9 protein-coding genes are annotated in these 18,967 nt (G+C 36.3%); 7 read left to right on the forward strand and 2 right to left on the reverse strand.

Going from position 1 to position 18,967, the window contains the following annotated elements; genetic code table 11:
• The first annotated feature begins 446 nt into the window (after positions 1-446).
• Positions 447-10,250 carry an isopeptide-forming domain-containing fimbrial protein gene (locus tag AC0OM3_RS21130; RefSeq protein ID WP_474212950.1) on the forward strand — a complete coding sequence of 3,268 codons (9,804 nt, stop codon included), beginning with the start codon at positions 447-449 and terminating at the stop codon, positions 10,248-10,250.
• 112 nt (positions 10,251-10,362) lie between these two features.
• Here the strand turns inward: AC0OM3_RS21130 and AC0OM3_RS21135 are convergent, their stop codons facing one another.
• The gene (locus tag AC0OM3_RS21135; RefSeq protein ID WP_000829786.1) at positions 10,363-11,352 is read right to left on the reverse strand and encodes an NAD(P)/FAD-dependent oxidoreductase; all 990 of its coding nucleotides are present in this window, start codon (positions 11,350-11,352) and stop codon (positions 10,363-10,365) included.
• A gap of 461 nt (positions 11,353-11,813) precedes the next feature.
• On the opposite strand from AC0OM3_RS21135, the gene AC0OM3_RS21140 reads away from it, so the two are divergent.
• The 5 genes from AC0OM3_RS21140 to pepA all read left to right on the forward strand — a co-directional run bounded on the left by AC0OM3_RS21140 (position 11,814) and on the right by pepA (position 16,309).
• Positions 11,814-13,022: an NAD(P)/FAD-dependent oxidoreductase gene (locus AC0OM3_RS21140; protein WP_474212953.1), complete on the forward strand. Its 1,209-nt coding sequence runs from the start codon at positions 11,814-11,816 to the stop codon at positions 13,020-13,022.
• Between the two features lie 123 nt (positions 13,023-13,145).
• Entirely contained in the window at positions 13,146-13,652 is a 507-nt protein-coding gene (locus tag AC0OM3_RS21145) for an NUDIX hydrolase (RefSeq protein ID WP_000415314.1), read from the forward strand.
• The gene (locus AC0OM3_RS21150; RefSeq protein WP_000027016.1) at positions 13,649-13,966 is read left to right on the forward strand and encodes a YuiB family protein; all 318 of its coding nucleotides are present in this window, start codon (positions 13,649-13,651) and stop codon (positions 13,964-13,966) included. The genes AC0OM3_RS21145 and AC0OM3_RS21150 overlap by 4 nt, the downstream gene beginning before the upstream one ends.
• 86 nt (positions 13,967-14,052) lie before the next feature.
• Positions 14,053-14,679: a 3D domain-containing protein gene (locus AC0OM3_RS21155; RefSeq protein WP_000920095.1), complete on the forward strand. Its 627-nt coding sequence runs from the start codon at positions 14,053-14,055 to the stop codon at positions 14,677-14,679.
• A 145-nt stretch (positions 14,680-14,824) separates the two neighbouring features.
• Positions 14,825-16,309 (forward strand): cytosol aminopeptidase, encoded by a 1,485-nt coding sequence (gene pepA, locus AC0OM3_RS21160; protein ID WP_000487979.1) that lies wholly within the window; start codon positions 14,825-14,827, stop codon positions 16,307-16,309.
• Positions 16,310-16,437: 128 nt separating this feature from the next.
• Here the strand turns inward: pepA and cdaS are convergent, their stop codons facing one another.
• The gene (gene cdaS, locus AC0OM3_RS21165) at positions 16,438-17,043 is read right to left on the reverse strand and encodes a sporulation-specific diadenylate cyclase CdaS (RefSeq protein ID WP_000545255.1); all 606 of its coding nucleotides are present in this window, start codon (positions 17,041-17,043) and stop codon (positions 16,438-16,440) included.
• Positions 17,044-17,186: 143 nt separating this feature from the next.
• Between cdaS and AC0OM3_RS21170 the strand changes: the two genes are divergently transcribed.
• A complete protein-coding gene (locus tag AC0OM3_RS21170; RefSeq protein WP_001104205.1) occupies positions 17,187-18,911 on the forward strand; it encodes a phospho-sugar mutase in 1,725 nt (574 codons plus the stop codon).
• Positions 18,912-18,967: the final 56 nt, after the last annotated feature.

Here is an 18,967-nt window from a genome sequence, read left to right on the forward strand (position 1 = left end):
TAAGAACATTTGTTCTTGTTTAATATAACATATTTTTACATGTAACGGTTGTTATTTTTAGAAAATTTCAATCATAAAAAACAAACTGAAAATAACTAAAAAATGGTAAAATTTCTATTGTATGTATAAATAGGATAATGAGTATGTTAAAATTTTTAAGTATCCTTTAACTGTTATATAAACCTATACAGCACGGTGTTTTTACTATATTAAAAATATGGTAAAGGTTTGTATAAGTGTCCGATATATATGCTATTTTTGATAAATTAAAATAGTAATATTCTATGAGATTTATATTGTTGACATTGGGATTTCAACGATACATTTTCGTAGGTCGGATTGTTGCGAGTGGATATATATTGCTATGTATTCGGCTACTAAATGAAAGGATTACTGAAATTAAGTAGACGGATAGCAAGTATATAGAAAGGAGAAAGGTAGAAAATATGAAACAAGTATTGAAGTGTTTTAATGTCGTAACAATGATCACACTTCTTCTATCCATCATATTGCCTTCGCCCAGTGCTTTTGCTACAGAGATAAATAAAAAAAGCTGGGATGAGTTACAAGGAAATGATGTGAAAATTAAGGCAGAGCAAGTGAATGCTGAAATGTATAAGGGAGAAGTAGCGGAGAGGGAGCACGTATTTCAATATAAGATTGAAAATACGGGAGATACACCAATCCGAGAATTAGTAATTAATCAAAATAATGACAATGGAATTGAGTTTCTTTCGCAATCTGTGAAAGTAAACGGAGAGAAGTTACTTGAAAATAAGGTAGCGGATTTCTATGTAGAGGAAAAAGATAATGGAGGAAAGGTTCTTTCTTCTAATCTTAAAATTCAAGATTTAAAATCACATGAAAAAATGAATGTATTAATAAAAGCTCGTCGTGCGCAACATTTTAATAAAGAGTATAAGCAAAAAATTAGTGTGCAAAAGGATCAACTGCAAATAGGAAACATGTCTGTAGATGTTGAAGGGCTTCCTTCTGAAGAAGAGTTAGAAGCTAATACCGATGATGAGGCTGACAGTAGTAAGAAAGCTATCGGATCAACAACTGATTCAAAAACTAAAGAAGTGGATGGAAAATTAAAAGTATCTGTAGAAGATAAAAATATATCTACACAAAAAACAGAAATAGAGAAGGTAAAACAACCTGAAGCTGAAAAGCAACTAGAAAAAGAGGAAAAGCAATCACCTCTAACAATAAAGCAGAAGGATGCAGAAGTACAAGCTGCATCAGAAAATGCTTCGAAGGTTCAAATCCAAACAGGAGATAAACAAGGATTTGGAGACCCGCTGTATTCTACAATTGCTCCTGGTAATTTAGTACAGACTGGTAATGTGACCCTTGGTTTGACAACTGATCATTATGGCAGACAAAGTATGGGTTATAAAACGAATAAAATGACTGTGGACGTTGATAACGATGATAGTACTTTTAATTCGTCAACAGGTGCATTTCCTAACATTCCTGCTGGAAGTAAAGTGAAAAAGGCGTATTTGTTTTGGACAGCTGCAATGGGAACTGTAACTAGTACAAATGTTAATCAAAGAGTTAGTGATAATGATGTACGACAACCAGTCAAAATGAAAATGGGAAATAAAGAATATGCAGAGGTACGTGCTGATAGCATACGAAAAGCTGATTATCTACCCTATATTTCTAATTACTCAGGTAGTGGTGCAGGATATGTTGCGTATGCAGATGTAACAAATGTAATTGCACAGCAAGGTATTTCTCAAACGTTGACAGTTGCGAATGTGCCACAAATTAAAGATGTAACAGGTGGCGGCTATTACTGGGGTAACTGGAACCTTATATTAGTTTATGAAAACTATAAAGAAACAGTAAAAGATATGAAAATTTGGGAAGGGTTAGTTTCTCAAAAAAGTACAGCTTGGACGGATATTAGTGTTAATAAAATAAACACACCAAAAGAAGGTGCTTTTAAAGCAAAATTTAGTTATTTTTCATCGCAAGGTGATCCAGCTGATAATGATGGATATGCCTATGATTATGGAGAATATGATTTTGGGTTAGGGTATCAAAAGTTTAAAAATATTAAAGGTAAAGATAATGATGTTAATGACTCATCTATGACAGAAGTACAAGTAGATGGCACTAACGAGTTTGTTACAAAAAAATATCCAGGATATAAACCAGCTTGGACAAATTCATTCAGTACTGACATTCATACGTATCATCTTGAAGGACCGACTCAAGTAAAGAATGGTTTGAAAGAAGGGAAAATGCGTTTTAGAGCATATGGTGGTACTGGTGATATTTACGTATTAAATAACGCCACATTTGTTACAGAACATAATGCTCCAAACTTACAAGTTGATAAAAAGGCATTAGATAGTACCGGTAAAGAAGTTAAGGAAATTAAAGCCGGTGAAGAGTTTACGTATCAAATTGAAGTGAAAAATGATACGAAAAATAATCAAGCGCCGGTATCGAATGTAAAAGGTTTTGATAAATTAGATGATCGTTTAGAGTATGTTCCGGGATCTATACAATATATTTCTGGAAGTAATAAAGGAAATAAAACAGATGATGCAAGCGATGATGAAGCGGAGTTTGTAAATAATCAAATTGATTTCCGTGTTGGTGAAGGTGCTAATGCTAAAGACGGCGGTGTTTTAAAGCCGGGGGAAAGTGCCGTTATTACATTCAAAGTAAAAGTGAAACATTCTGTACAATCAGATACAACAGTAAAAAATATCGTTGTTGTAAAGGGACAAGATAGTGCCGAGATAAAGTATGAAACTGAGGACGATGCAGATATTACGGTTACGACTCCAAAAGAGATCCCTGGAGAAATAGAAGCTAAAAAAATAGCATCTAATAAAACACCGAAGTTAGGTGATGAAGTAGAGTATCGTATTACCTTTAAAAATACGGTAAAAGATGGACGTCTAGATGTATTGACGATTGAAGACGAATTACCAAGTAGTCTTGAATACGTAAAAGATAGTTTGAAAGCAGAAGGTGCAAAACCAGAGCCAGTAGAGCTGAAGTTTGAAAATGGCAAAGTAATGGCAAAGTATCCAGAAATTATGGATATGGAAGAAAGAAGTATTGTCTTTAAAACAAAAGTAAAAGAAACTGCAAAAATTGGTGAAGAAATTGTTAATAAAGCAACCGTTAGTGATAAAACAAATCCACCAAAGAATCTAGAAGAGAAGATTACACCACAGCATAAGGCTGGTAAAATTGTCGCAAAGAAAAAAGCGACAAATAAGAAGCCGAAGCTAGGAGAAGAATTTGAATATCAAATTAGCTTTAAAAATACGGTGGAAAACGGAAAACTAGATGCAGTTACAATAGAAGATGAAATTCCAGCTAACTTAGAATTTGTTCAAGGCAGTGAGAGAGCTGAAGGTACTGAACCAAATCCAGTAGAGTTAAAAGTAGAAAATGGTAAGGTAATCGCAAAATATCCAGAGATTACGGATACAAAAGAGCGAAGCATTGCCTTTAAAGTGAAAGTAAAAGAAGAGGCAAAAGCGGGAGAAACGATCGTTAATAAAGCGGTTGTGAGTGAGCCAAATGGACAGTCTGAGCATCCAGAAGAAAAGATTACGCCGGATTATAAATACGGTAAAGTGGATGTAGAAAAAAACGTAACGAATCAAACACCAAAACTAGGAGAAGAAGTGGAATACAGAATTACATTTTATAATACGGTAGAAAACGGAAAACTAGAAACGGTGCTAGTAGAAGATACACTACCTAAAGGTGTTGAATATGTGAAAGATAGTTTGAAAGCAGAAGGTATAAAACCAGAGCCAGTAGAACTAAAAGTGGAAGACGGCAAAGTAATGGCAAAGTATCCAGAAATTACGGATACAGAAAAAAGAAGTATTGTCTTTAAAGTGAAAGTAAAAGATTCGGCAAAAGTAGGGGAGGCAATTGTAAATAAAGCAATTGCAAAAGATCCGAAAAATGAGCCTGTTGAATCGAAGGTTGTTATTACACCGCAAAGTAAAAAAGGTGAAGTTGCTGCTACAAAGGTAGTTAATAATAAGAAACCGAAGCTAGGCGAAGAAATCGAGTACCGCATTAGTTTTCATAATACGGTTGAGAACGGAAAACTAGAAGAGGTGCGAGTGGAAGATACAATTCCAAAAGGTCTTGAATATGTAGAAAATAGCATCAAGGCTGAAGGAGAAGCACCTGGACCAGTAGAATTAGCTGTTGAAAATGGGATAGTCAAAGCTAAGTATATCGATATTATGGATATGAAAGAAAGAAGTATCGTCTTTAAAGTAAAGGTAAAGGAAGAAGTAAGAGTAGATAAAGAGATTGTCAATAAAGCAATTGTTGATGATACGAAAAATCCACCGATTGAGCCGGAGGAAAGAATTACTCCGCAACATAAGGATGGAATAATTGATTCGAAGAAGACAGTAGATAATCCATCACCAAAACTAGGAGAAGAAGTAGAATACCGAATTAGCTTTAAGAATACGGTAGAAAACGGAAAACTAGAAAAGGTAATAATAGAGGATACAATTCCTAACGGTTTAGAGTATGTAAAAGGCAGTGAAAAGGCTGAAGGTGATAAACCAGCTCCATTAAAGTTAAGTGTGAAAGATGGAAAAGTTATTGCTGAATACGACAATATTACGGATATGAAAGAAAGAAGTATTGTCTTTAAGGTAAAGGTGAAGGAAGAAGCGGAAGTGGGTAAGGAAATCATCAATAAGGCAATTGTTGATGATATGAAACATCCGAAAGAACCAGAAGCAAAAATTACACCATTACACAAAGATGGAAAAATTAAAGCGAAGAAAAGCGTAAATAATGAAACACCTAAGTTAGGAGAAGAAGTAGAATACCGAATTAGTATGAAAAATACGGTAAAGAACGGAAAGCTAACAGAGGTGAAAATAGAGGATACTTTACCAGAAGGTTTAGAGTATGTAGAAAATAGTTTGAAAGCAGAAGGTGCCGGAACAGATTCAGTAGAGCTGAAATTTGAAAATGGTAAGGTAATAGCAAAATATCCAGAAATTATGGATACAGAAGAAAGAAGTATCATTTTTAAAGTGAAAGTAAAAGAAGAAGTAAAAGTCGGTAAAAAAATCATTAATAAAGCAACTATTGATGATTCGCAAAACAAGCCAGTTAATCCGACAGCGGAAATTATTCCTCAGTATCAAGATGGAAAACTTGAAGCGAAAAAGACGGTAAATAATGAAACGCCGAAGTTAGGAGAAGAAGTGGAATACCGAATCAGCTTTAAAAATACGGTAGAACATGGAAAGCTAACAGAGGTAAAAATAGAAGATGATTTACCAAATGGATTAGAGTATGTGAAAGATAGTTTAAAAGCAGAAGGTTCTAAGCCAGATCCAGTGGAATTGAAATTTGAAAACGGTAAGGTAATGGCAAAGTATCCTGAGATTACAGATACAAAAGAGAGAAGTATTACCTTTAAAGTGAAAGTAAAAGGTAAAGTGAGCGATTCAATTGTTAATGAAGCGATTGTGAGCGATACGAAAAATCCGCCAGAAACACCGACAGCAGAAATTATTCCACAACATAAAGACGGAAAAATCAAAGCGAAGAAGACGGTAAATAATGAAACGCCGAAGTTAGGAGAAGAAGTAGAATACCGAATTAGCTTTAAAAATACGGTAGAAGACGGAAAACTAGCAGAGGTGAAAATAGAAGATACTTTACCAGAAGGTTTAGAGTATGTAGAAAATAGTGTAAAAGCAGAAGGTTCTAAGCCAGATCCAGTAGAATTGAAAGTGGAAAATGGTAAGGTAATGGCGAAGTATTCAGAGATTACGGATATAGAAGAAAGAAGTATCACTTTTAAAGTGAAAGTAAAAGATGAAGTGAAAGTCGGTAAAAAAATCGTCAATAAAGCAATTATTGATGATACGAAAAATCCGCCAGAAACACCGACGGCAGAAATTACTCCGCAGCATAAAGACGGAAAAGTGGAAGCGAAGAAAACGGTAAATAATGAAACGCCGAAGTTAGGAGAAGAAGTGGAATACCGAATTAGCTTTAAAAATACGGTAGAAAACGGAAAGCTAGCAGAGGTGAAAATAGAAGACGATTTACCAAATGGATTAGAGTATGTGAAAGATAGTGTAAAAGCAGAAGGTTCTAAGCCAGATCCGGTAGAACTGAAAGTGAAAGATGGAAAAGTAATCGCAAAATATCCAGAAATTACGGATACAGAAGAAAGAAGTATCGTCTTTAAAGCGAAAGTAAAAGAAGAATTTAAAGTTGGTGAAGGTATTGTCAATAAAGTAGTTGTTGATGATACAAAAGATCCAACAACTTCAGAAGTAACAATTACGCCAGAATATAAAGACGGTAAGCTTAAAGCAGAGAAATTTGTAAACAATAAAAAACCGAAATTAGGAGAAGAAATAGAATACCGAATTAGTTTTAAAAATACGGTAGAAAACGGAAAACTAGTAGAGGTTAAAGTAGAAGATGAAATTCCAGCTGGATTAGAGTATGTAGAGAACAGTTTACAAGCAGAAGGATCTAAGCCTAGTCCGGTAGAATTGAAATTTGAAAACGGTAAGGTAATGGCAAAGTATCTAGAAATTACGGATACAAAAGAAAGAAGTATTATCTTTAAAGTGAAAGTAAAAGAAGAGGCAGAAATAGGCAAGGAGATTGTTAATAAAGCAATCGTAGTAGATACAAAAAATGAGCCAGAAGAGCCTTATGTGGAAATTACTCCGCAATATAAAGATGGTAAAATTGCTGCGCAGAAAGTGGCCAATAATCATAAACCGAAACTAGGAGAAGAAGTAGAATACCGAATTAGTTTTAAAAATACGGTAGAAAACGGAAAACTAGCAGAGGTAAATATAAAGGATGCATTACCAAATGGTTTAGAGTATGTGGAAGGCAGTATCACGGCAGAAGGGTCTAAACCGAAACCAGTAGAGCTACATGTGAAAAATAATAAGGTAATGGCAAAATATCCAGCTATTACAGATACAGAGGAAAGAACCATTGTCTTTAAAGCGAAGGTAAAAGAAAGCGCAAAAGTGGGGGGAGAAATCGTAAATGAGGCAATTGTGGATGATACAAAGAATCTGCCAGAAGAGCCTTATGTACCGATTACACCACAGTATAAAGATGGGAAAATTGAGGCAAGAAAAGAAGTAAGTAACCATGAACCGAAGTTAGGTGAGGAAATCGAATATCGAATTATTTTTAATAATACGGTGAAAGATGGAAAGCTAGCAGAGGTGAAGATAGAAGATGAAATTCCAGCTGGATTAGAGTATGTAGAGAACAGTTTACAAGCAGAGGGATCTAAGCCTAGTCCGGTAGAATTGAAATTTGAAAACGGCAAGGTAATGGCAAAGTATCTAGAAATTGCGGATACAAAAGAAAGAAGTATTGTCTTTAAAGTAAAGGTGAAAGACTCGGTTACAATAGGGAAGGACATTACAAATAAAGCGATTATTCATGTGGATGATCCGAACCATCCTATAATTGAACCAACCGCAAAAATTACACCGCAACATAAAGACGGTAAAATTGCTGCTCATAAAAAGGTGAATAATCATAAACCGAAGCTAGGGGAAGAAATCGAATACCGCATTTCATTTAATAATACGGTGAAAGATGGAAAACTGGCAGAGGTTAAAATTGAGGATGAAATTCCGTCTGGTTTAGAGTATGTGAAAGATAGTCTAAAAGCAGACGGTGATAAGCCAGCCCCAGTAGAGTTGAAAGAAGAAGCTGGTAAGGTTAGTGCGAAGTATGAAAATATCACTGACATGAAAGAAAGAAGCATTATCTTTAAAGTGAAGGTGAAAGATTCCGTTGAAGTGGACAAAGCAATTGTAAATAAAGCAATTGTTGATGATACAAAAAATCCACCAGAGCGACCGGAAGTAGATATTACACCGCAGCATAAAGCTGGTAAATTTAAAGCTAATAAAAAGGTAAGTAAAAAAGATCCAAAGCTAGGAGAAGAAGTAGAGTACCGAATTAGTTTTAAAAATACGGTAGAAAATGGAAAACTAGCAGAAGTGAAAATTGAGGATCAACTACCAAATGGATTAGAGTATGTGAAGGATAGTTTAAAAGCAGAAGGTAATGAGCCAGCGCCAGTAGAGTTAAAAGAAGAAGCTGGGAAAATTATCGCGAAGTATGAGAATATCACTGATACAGCTGAGCGTAGTATTATCTTTAAAGTGAAAGTAACGGAAGTAGCAAAAGTCGGTAAGAAACTCGTGAATACGGCAGTTGTGGATGATGATAATCCGAAGAATCCTCCGCAAAAACCAGAAGCGATTATTACACCGGAGTATAAGAATGGAAAAATAAAAGCTGAGAAAACAGTAAATAACCCAGCTCCAAAATTAGGAGAAGAAGTAGAGTATCGAATTACGTTCCGTAACGTAGTTGAGCACGGAAAATTAGCGAAGGTGAAAATTAAGGATGAATTACCAAACAGTTTAGAGTTTGTAGAAGGTAGCGAAAGAGCTGAGGGGGATAATCCCAAACCGTTGCATGTAAAAGTGAAAAACGGCATAGTACTCGCAGAATATCCAGAAATTACGGATACGAAAGAAAGAAGTATCGTCTTTAAAGCGAAAGTGAAAGAAAAGGCTAAAATTGGCGAAGCGATTGTGAATACGGCGGTTGTGGAAGATACTATAAATCCACCAGAGAAACCGAATGTCGCGATACAGCCTCAACATAAAGAGGGTGCATTACAAGCTGAAAAGACAGTGAGTAACCATGAACCGAAGTTAGGAGAAGAAGTAGAATATCGAATTAGTTTTGAAAATACGGTAGAAAACGGCAAACTAACTGAGGTAAAAGTAGAGGACGAAATTCCAGCTGGTTTAGAATACGTACAGGATAGTATAAAGTCTGATGGGCCGGAACCAAATCCAGTAGAACTTAAAGTTGAGAATGGAAAAGTAACAGCAAAGTATCCAGAAATTACGGATACGAAAAAAAGAAGTATCATCTTTAAAGCGAAAGTAAAAGAAACGGTACAAGTAGGAAAAGAAATTATAAACAAGGCGGTTGTGGATGATAATAATCCAACCAATCCACCAGTTGATCCACTTATACCGATTACACCGCAATATAAAGATGGGAAACTAGGGGCAAGGAAAGAAGTAAGCAATCATGAACCAAAGCTAGGGGAAGAAATCGAATATCGAATTACTTTTAACGGCACGGTAGATGGCGGGAAGTTAGTTGATGTAAAGATTGAAGATAAAATTCCGTCTGGTTTAGAGTATGTGAAAGATAGTCTGGAGGCCGTAGGTGATAAGCCTGTACCAATAGAACTTAAAGTCGAGAATGGAAAAGTAACAGCGAAGTATCCAGAAATTATGGATACGAAAGAAAGAAGTGTCATCTTTAAAGTAAAGGTAAAAGAAACAGCAAAAGTTGGAGGAGAAATAACAAATAAAGCGATCATTCAAGTAGATGATCCAAATCATCCAGTTATAGAACCGACAGCGACAATAAAGCCAGAATATAAAGATGGTAAGTTAAAAGCAGCGAAGACAGTAAGTAATAAAGAACCGAAGCTAGGAGAAGAAATCGAATATCGAATTAGCTTTGAAAATACAGTAGAAAATGGAAAAATAGCTGAGGTAAAGGTAGAAGATGAAATTCCAGCCGGTTTAGAGTATGTGCAAGATAGCATTAGATTTGAAGGGGCTGAACCAAATCCAGTAGAATTAAAAATGGAATTTGGAAAAGTAATAGCGAAGTATCTAGAAATTACAGATACGAAAGAACGTAGTATTATTTTTAAAGTGAAGGTAAAAGCAGCACCAAGTAAAGGGATAACAAATAGAGCGGTAGTGGACGATAAAATAAATCCACCACTTGAGCCTACAGTTACAATTTTACCGAAAACAAAAGAAGATTTTAAGATACCAGAAGAACCGAAGGAACCAGAAGTGAAGCCGGAAGAGCCGAAAGAACCGAAGGAACCAGAAGTGAAGCCGAAAGAACCAAAGGAACCAGAAGTGAAGCCGGAAGAGCCGAAGGAACCAGAAGTGAAACCGGAAGATCTGGAGAAACCAGAAGTAAAACCGGAGAAACCGGAAGTAAGACTGGAAAAGTTAATTAAAGAACCGCAAGTAAAAGTAGAAAAAGAATTACCGAAAACAGGGGCAGCACATTCATGGATGATGTCAGTTAGTGCGGGAATTTCATTCTTAGTTGGCGGAGTATTATTCGTATTAGGTAGAAGAAGAAAACAATAATTTTTTAGACGAAAAGCACACTGAGTTCGATAGTTTATCGGACTCAGTGTGCTTTCATGTTATATAAAAGGAAAGCTCCTTCCACGTATGGAAGGAGCTTTATTTTTGCATATTAAAACATACTTGAGCTATGCATCGGTTGAAGTTTTGCATTTGGATCGAAGTAAGCTTTTGCATTGTTTACTGCTGTCGGTGCTTCGCCAAATCCACAAGCGATAAGTTTTACTTTTCCTTCATATGTACAAATGTCACCAGCAGCGTAAATGCCAGGAATATTTGTTTCCATTTTTGAATTCACAAGGATGCTGTTTTTTTGTATATCTAAGCCCCAGTTTTTAATTGGGCCAAGAGAAGAAACGAAGCCGTAGTTTACAATTACATCATCAACATCGATGATAACTTTTTCTTCAGTTTTTACGTGCTGAAGAACGACTTGTTCAATTTTGTCATCACCAATAAGTTCTACTGGAACGTACGGTGTACTTACTTCTGCACGAGAATTTATTAAGCTTTCTACGCTATGTTCATGCGCACGGAATTTATCACGACGATGAACGATTGTAACTTTTTCAGCGATCGGTTCTAACATCATTGTCCAGTCTACTGCTGAGTCGCCACCGCCAAATACTACGACGCGCTTACCAGCAAATTTATTCATATCATCAACGAAATAATGTAAGTTTTTCTTTTCGTATTTCGCTGTACCTTCTAATTCTAAGCGGCGTGGTTGGAAAGCACCATTGCCAGCAGTAATAATAACTGATTTAGAATAGTGAGTTTGCTTATTCGTAACAAGTTTAAATATACCGTCAGCTTGTTTCTCAAGCGTATCGACAGCTTCTTCTAAACAAACAGTTGGGTCAAATTTCTTCATTTGCTCTTTTAAGTTATCAACTAATTCTTGTGCGCGCACTTTTGGAAATCCAGCCACATCATAAATGTATTTTTCAGGGTAGAGTGCGGATAATTGTCCGCCAAGTTGAGGTAAGCTTTCAATAATTTTTACACTTGCTTGTCTCATACCGCCATAAAATGCTGTGAACAGTCCCGTTGGACCACCACCAATAATTGTTATGTCGTAAACTTTTTGATTTTCTGCCACTTTCATTCCCCCTATAGATGGAATTTTGATATTGATTTCATATATTGTTCATATGTACACGAAAATCCTGCAAATGATGACACTTTCAAATAAATGATAGCATATTTGAGTTCATAATACTTCTGAAAACGACTGAATTGTGTGTAAGTTTTCGTATAGGTTCTTTTTTGTTGTATAAAATATACAGAAAGGAAAATACATGAAAAAAAGGCTAAAAAACCCTTGAAAACGCTATGTTATTTTAAAATATTGATAATTCTCCAGACGCTTGAATTCTGGAATAAAACCGACTAATATAGGGAAGTATTATGTTAAATTTCTATGACAAAATTCGTACGATTTTTTGACTGCGTTTTGTTATGATATAGAATGTGATAAATTCCACATTCTTGACAAATAGAGTTTTTAGTACTTGGTATTATTTTTTATTACTATTATATAAAGAAAAGGGTTGTGATTTGGTGAAGACTCCAAAAATCGTAGTTTTAGGTGCAGGTTATGGCGGGATGATTACGACTGTTCGTCTGCAAAAAGCATTATCTGTAAATGAAGCTGAAATTACGCTAGTAAACAACAACAGCTATCACTACCAAGCGACTTGGTTACATGAGAGCGCAGCTGGTACATTAGAAGATGAAAAAATCTGTCTAGATATTCAAGACGTTATTGATACAAATAAAGTGAACTTTGTGCAAGATACAGTAGTAGAAATTAAAGCTGCTGAAAAACGCATTATCTTAAAAGACGGCGAGTTAGAGTATGACTACTTAGTAATCGGTCTTGGTTTCGAATCAGAAACGTTCGGAATTACAGGATTAAAAGAGTACGCATTCTCAATTGCTAACATTAATGCAACTCGTCAAATTCGTGAGCATATGGAAGCTAGTTTCGCTAAATATGCAGCTGAAAAGCGCGATGAGTTAGTAACAATCGTTGTTGGTGGTGCTGGATTTACTGGTATCGAGTACGTAGGTGAGCTTGCAAACCGTGTTCCTGAACTTTGCAAACAGTACAATGTACCACGCGAAAAAGCACGTATCATCTGTGTAGAAGCTGCTCCAACAGCACTTCCAGGTTTCGATCCTGCATTGGTAGAATACGCTGTAAAACAACTTGAGAAAAAAGGCGTAGAATTCCGCATCGGTACAGCAATTAAAGAAGCAACTGAAGAAGGTATTATCGTTGCAAATGGCGATGATACGGAATTAATTAAGTCTGAAACAGTAGTTTGGGCTGCAGGTGTTCGTGGTAACGGCATTGTGGAAGAGTCTGGCTTTGAAGCAATGCGCGGACGTGTAAAAGTTGATGAGTACATGCACGCTCCAGGATACGAAGATGTATTCATGGTTGGTGACGCAGCGCTAATCATTAACGAAGAAATTAACCGTCCATACCCACCAACAGCACAAATCGCAATTCAACAAGGTTACAATATTGCACACAACTTAACTATATTAGTTCGTGGCAAGGGTGAAATGAAGAAATTCGTATTCGATAATAAAGGATCTGTATGTTCTTTAGGCCATGACGATGCAATGGGCGTTGTTATGGGCAAAAAGTTAACAGGTTGGAAAGCTTCCTTCATGAAGAAAGTAATCGATAACCGTTACCTATTCTTATTAGGTGGACCTTTATTAGTTCTTAAAAAAGGTAAATTAAAGTTCTTTTAATATATAGTAGAAAAAGCAGAAACGGCTAAGAGCTGTTTCTGCTTTTTTCATATTAAAAATATAGTATAATATATAAAAAAGAAAGAATATTCTGTCCGTTCTAATAGAGGAGGTTATTACATCATGGAGAAACGAGGGAAGGTATGGCTAGCTGTTAGTGGCCTAGTAGCTACAAAAGATGGTAGGTGGCTATTTGTTAAGAAGAAATACAGTGGATTAAAAGGGAAATGGTCTTTACCGGCTGGTTTTGTAAATGAAGGTGAGACGGTTGATGAAGCTGTGAAACGCGAAGTGTTAGAAGAGACAGGCATTGTCGCTCATGTGAAGGGGATCATTGGTGTTCGATCGGGTGTTATTCGTAATGAGATTAGTGATAATATGATTATTTTCCTTTTGGAGCCTGAAGGAGAAAATATTATTATACAGGAGAAAGAATTGTCTGAAGTGGCGTTCTTACATCCGGATAAGATTGCGGGTGATCCGAATACGTCTGTGCTTATTAAATATTTGTTAGAAGGAAGATCAGAACTACATCTTGAAGTGGACAAAACATTAAATCCAGGAGAACCATTTGGTTATACAGCCTATCACGTATTTACGGCGCATGCGAAGGAGAGGGAGAAAGAGTGAGTATACCGGTATTACTTATTTCAATGATGTTATTTTTTATTTTGTTCTTTGGAATTGGATTTTTACTCAACATGATTTTGCGAGCTACTTGGGTAATGGTTATTGTGTATCCGATTGTTTGTATGCTTATTATTAATAAAGCGAGTATGTGGGATTATTTTTCAAAACCGAAAGAAACATTTTCTTCATTTGGGACAAGTGTATCGCATTTAGGACAAGCAGATGTGTTTATTCTATCTACTGGATTAGTAGGGGCTGCTTTAGCAGGAGTCGTAATCAAGAAACTTCGGAAAAGCGGATATCAAATGTTTTAATCTCCAATTAAGTTGGAGATTATTTTTTTGCATATTCCTTCATCTTATAGGGAATGATTAACGATGAAGGAGTGTGGAATATAAAAATGTTAAAACGATATTGTATTCGCATTATGATGACTTGTTTACTTGCAATTGCATTATGCGTAACATGGAAGGCTTTCACAGGAGTTTCTTTATTAGAGATTGTAAAGACATATGAAGGAATGAGTGCAAAAGAAGTACATGCAGCAGAAGTTAAGAGAAATGTTGCTCCGAGTAAAGAAGTGATAAATGCTTTAGAGCAGGCAAACGACTGGTCTAAATATCGTTCAATTGAAATGACTGCAACAGGTTATACATCGGGGATTGAGTCAACCGGTAAGAGGCCAGGGCATCCAGAGTATGGTATTACATATTCAGGTGTCAAAGTGAAAAGGGATTTATATTCCACAATTGCTGCGGACTTACGCGTATTTCCGATTGGAACGATTCTATTCGTACCAGGTTATGGATATGGTGTAGTAGCTGATAAGGGCGGTGCAATAAAAGGAAACCGTCTTGATCTATATTATGATACGGTGAAAGATGTGTATAGCCAATGGGGTAAGAAAAAAGTCAATGTGTACGTAGTAAAAGTAGGAAATGGTAAGTTTACAGAAGAAGAGTTAACGATGTTAAATCAAGACGAAACGATGCAAGTGTTTCGTGGTCAATATTTAAAACAAAGATAGTCTAGTCGTAATTACGCTAGACTTTTTTTCTTGGCTTATTTCATAATAGAGGAGATTTTACACGTCATATAACTGTAGTTAGAATTGTCGCATTTTATCGAAAATAAAGTTATAATGGTGATAGAGAAATTTAGGGGGTCTGAACATGTTTCAAGTACAAAAAGAATTAGCAAGCCATGAAGCGGTAATTGTTGCCTTATTTGAAGAAGAGAAAACAAGTAGTTTTGTACAAGAACTGGACAAAGCGTTTGAAGGACAATTACAAGTTTTATTAGAAGAGAAAGAACTTTCTACTAAGAAGAAAGCTATTTCAAAAGTACATAGTTTAGGAAAAACAAATGTGAAACGTTATTATTTCGTTGGTTTAGGTAAGAAAGAATCTTATACGACGGAAACGTTACGTGTAGCTCTTGGTAAGGCATTTAAAACACTGCAAGCAGCAAAAGTACAAGATGCAGCAATCTTACTGGATTCTTTCGTAACAGAGAAATTAGACGCGATTGATGTCGCTCATATTGCAGCAGAAGTACAAGGTCTTGGTACATATGAATTAGAAACGTATAAATCAGATAAAAAGGATCGTGTGGAATTAGAGAAGTTTACGGCTATTACAGCGGAAGATGTACAAGAAATTGAAGCAGCATTAACAGTTGGCTACGTACATGGACGTGCAACAAATTCAGCTCGTACACTTGTAAATATGCCGCCAAACGTATTAACAGCGACAAAGCTTGCTGAGTATGCTGTTGAGTTAGCGGAGAAGTATGATATGGACTATAAAGTTCTTGAGAAAGAAGAGATGGAAGATCTTGGTATGGGTGCGTTGCTTGCAGTAAACCAAGGTAGTGTAGAGCCACCAAAAATGATCGCTCTTATTTATAAGGGAAAAGAAGAGTGGAAAGATGTCATTGGGTTCGTTGGAAAAGGTATTACATACGATACAGGTGGTTATTCTTTAAAACCACGTGAAGGCATGGTCGGTATGAAAGGTGATATGGGCGGTGCAGCTGCTGTATTAGGTGCGATGGAAATTATCGGTGAACTTCGCCCAGAACAAAATGTGATCGCTGTTATTCCTTCAACTGATAACGTTGTAAGTGGTACGGCATTTAAGCCAGACGATGTAATTACATCAATGAGCGGAAAAACAATTGAAGTATTAAATACGGATGCAGAAGGTCGTCTAGCTTTAGCTGATGGTATTACGTATGCCAAAAAACTTGGTGCAAACTACCTTGTTGATGTTGCAACATTAACAGGCGGTGTAATTGTTGCACTTGGAAACCATACGACAGGCGCAATGACAAATAATGAAGAGTTGTTTGAGCAAGTACTAGAGGCTTCTATGGAAACAGATGAGCCAATTTGGCAACTACCGATTTTTGATCGTGATAAAGAACGCGTTCGAAACAGTAAGTTTGCTGATTTAAATAACTCACCAGGTCGTGAAGGACATGCGGTTATGGCAGGTACATTCTTAGGCGAATTCGCTGAAGATACACCGTGGGTACACTTAGATATTGCTGGAACATCAGAAACAAAAGGCGCGCACGACTTAGGACCAGCTGGAGCAACTGGTGCAATGGTACGTACACTTGCAACACTCGTGGAGCGTTTCGGAGAAGAATAATTTTTTGAAGAAAAAGCTGTCTCAAATTTTGGAGACAGCCTTTTTTATTGATATGGTAGGTGTATTTGTTGGTAATTCGATATAAATTCATTTACTACCGCGCTGTTCAAAAAAATGCTAAAAAATGTTTATAAAGAAATCGTATACAAAATCCCATTTAAAGCAAAAGAAGTACGGCCCGTTTCTTCAGAGACAACTAATATAAGTGCATCACTCTTTTCTGATAAGCCAATTGCAGCTCTGTGACGTGTTCCTAGTTCAGGATCAACTTCTGTACTTTTCGTTAAAGGAAGAATATTAGCAGCTGAGACAATATGATTATTTTTTACGAGAACGGCACCGTCATGAAGAGGGTTACCTGGATAAAATATTGATTCGAGTAATGGTGCAGTTAAATGAGCGTTTAATGTCGTTCCAGTTTGAATGAAAGCTTCAAGCGTCTCGTTTCGTTCTACAACGATAAGAGCACCATGTTTTCTAGCGCTTAAATGTTGGATAGCTGTCGTAATAAAAGATGAACTTTCCGTATAAGGTGATAAATATGCCTGAATATAGTATGTAGCTGCCAATGTTTGTACATTTGCCAACATATGATGAATATCTTCCATTTTGCATAAAATACATTCGTCTTCTTTATCGATTGCGTTCCTCATAATCGATAGTTCTCTTTCAGCAATTTCAATCATTTGCTTTGTTTGTATTTTGAGTTCTTCTGACAAGCCCCATTCGTGCATAATCCTCATTCCCTTTAGTGGAGTATTTAACAATAGTGTATACAAATATTCCTAGTAAAATCCTGCTAGATTTTATAAAATATTGAGATACAGCATGTTTTTTTCATATAATAAAGGTATGACGAGCGAGAGGAGAGAGAAGAATGAATTGGAAACAAGAATTTAGTCGCTGGCTTTCTTACGCACAATTAGATGCAGAATTAAAAGAACAGCTAGAAAATATGAAGCAAGATGAGAAGAAAATCGAGGATAGCTTTTATAAAAATCTAGAGTTCGGCACAGGTGGTATGCGTGGTGAACTTGGTGCTGGTACGAACCGTTTAAACGTATATACAGTTCGTAAAGCAACAAAAGGATTAGCAAGCTTTATCGAAAAGTTAGGTGAGGAAGCGAAAAAACGCGGTGTTGTTGTAGCCTATGATTCTCGTCATAAATCACCTGAGTTCGCAATGGAAGTTGCTGCTACACTTGGTGCACACGGCATTACAACATATGTGTTTGAAAGCTTACGTCCAACGCCAGTACTTTCTTTCGCAGTTCGTCATTTACATACAGTAAGTGGAATCGTTCTTACGGCAAGCCATAATCCGCCTGAATATAACGGATACAAAGTATACGGTGAAGATGGTGGACAGTTACCTCCAAAAGAGGCAGATGAGTTAATTAGCTACGTAAATGCAGTAGAAGATGAATTAACAGTTGAAGTTGCTGATGTAGAGCAATTAAAAGCTGACGGTTTATTACATATTATTGGACAAGAAGTAGATGATGCATATGCTGCAGAATTGAACAATGTCATCATTAATAAAGAAATGGTGCAAAAGGTTGGTAAAGACTTGAAAATCGTCTTTACACCATTACACGGAACATCAAATATTTCTGTACGCCGTGGTTTAAAAGAAGTTGGATTTACAGATGTAACAGTTGTAAAAGAGCAAGAGTTACCAGATCCAAACTTCTCTACAGTAAAATCACCGAACCCAGAAGAGCACGCAGCGTTTGAGTATGCAATTCGTGACGGTGAAAAGGTAGGCGCAGATGTATTAATCGCAACTGATCCTGACGCAGATCGCCTTGGTGTAGCAGTGCGTAATCATAATGGTGAGTTCCAAGTATTAACAGGAAACCAAACAGGTGCATTAATGCTTGATTACTTACTATCTCAAAAGAAAGAAAACGGAACGCTTCCAGAGAACGGTGTCGTATTAAAAACAATCGTAACGTCTGAAATTGGTCGTACAATTGCAAAAGCATACGGTTTAGATACAATTGATACGTTAACTGGATTTAAATTTATCGGTGAGAAAATTAGACAGTATGAAGAAAGCGGACAATATGAATTCCAATTCGGTTATGAGGAAAGCTATGGTTATTTAATCCGCCCATTCTGCCGTGATAAAGATGCAGTACAATCTGTCCTATTTGCATGTGAAGTAGCTGCATACTACAAATCACAAGGGAAAACGTTATATGACGGTCTATTAGAAGTATTTGAGAAGTACGGCTTCTTCCGTGAAGACCTTGTATCGTTAACGTTAAAAGGAAAAGATGGAGCGGAAAAAATCCAAGAGATGATGGCAACGTTCCGTGAGAATCCTCCGAAAGAAGTAGCGGGCTTAACAGTCGTAGCAGTGGAAGACTATAAAGCAAGCATCGTTACATCTTTACAAGATGGACATAAAGAAGAGATTCACTTACCGAAATCAAATGTGTTAAAATATCAATTAGAGGATGGTTCATGGTTCTGCCTACGTCCATCTGGAACTGAGCCGAAGATTAAGTTTTACTTTGGTGTGAAAGATAGTTCTTTACAAAATAGTGAACAAAAGTTACTTACTATTAAAGAAGACATTATGAATCGTTTATAATACAAAGTAATTTTAAGTAGTAAGGAACAAAAGGGAGCGAAATCTCCCTTTTGTTT

The organism is Bacillus sp. FAU20, assembly GCF_056033865.1.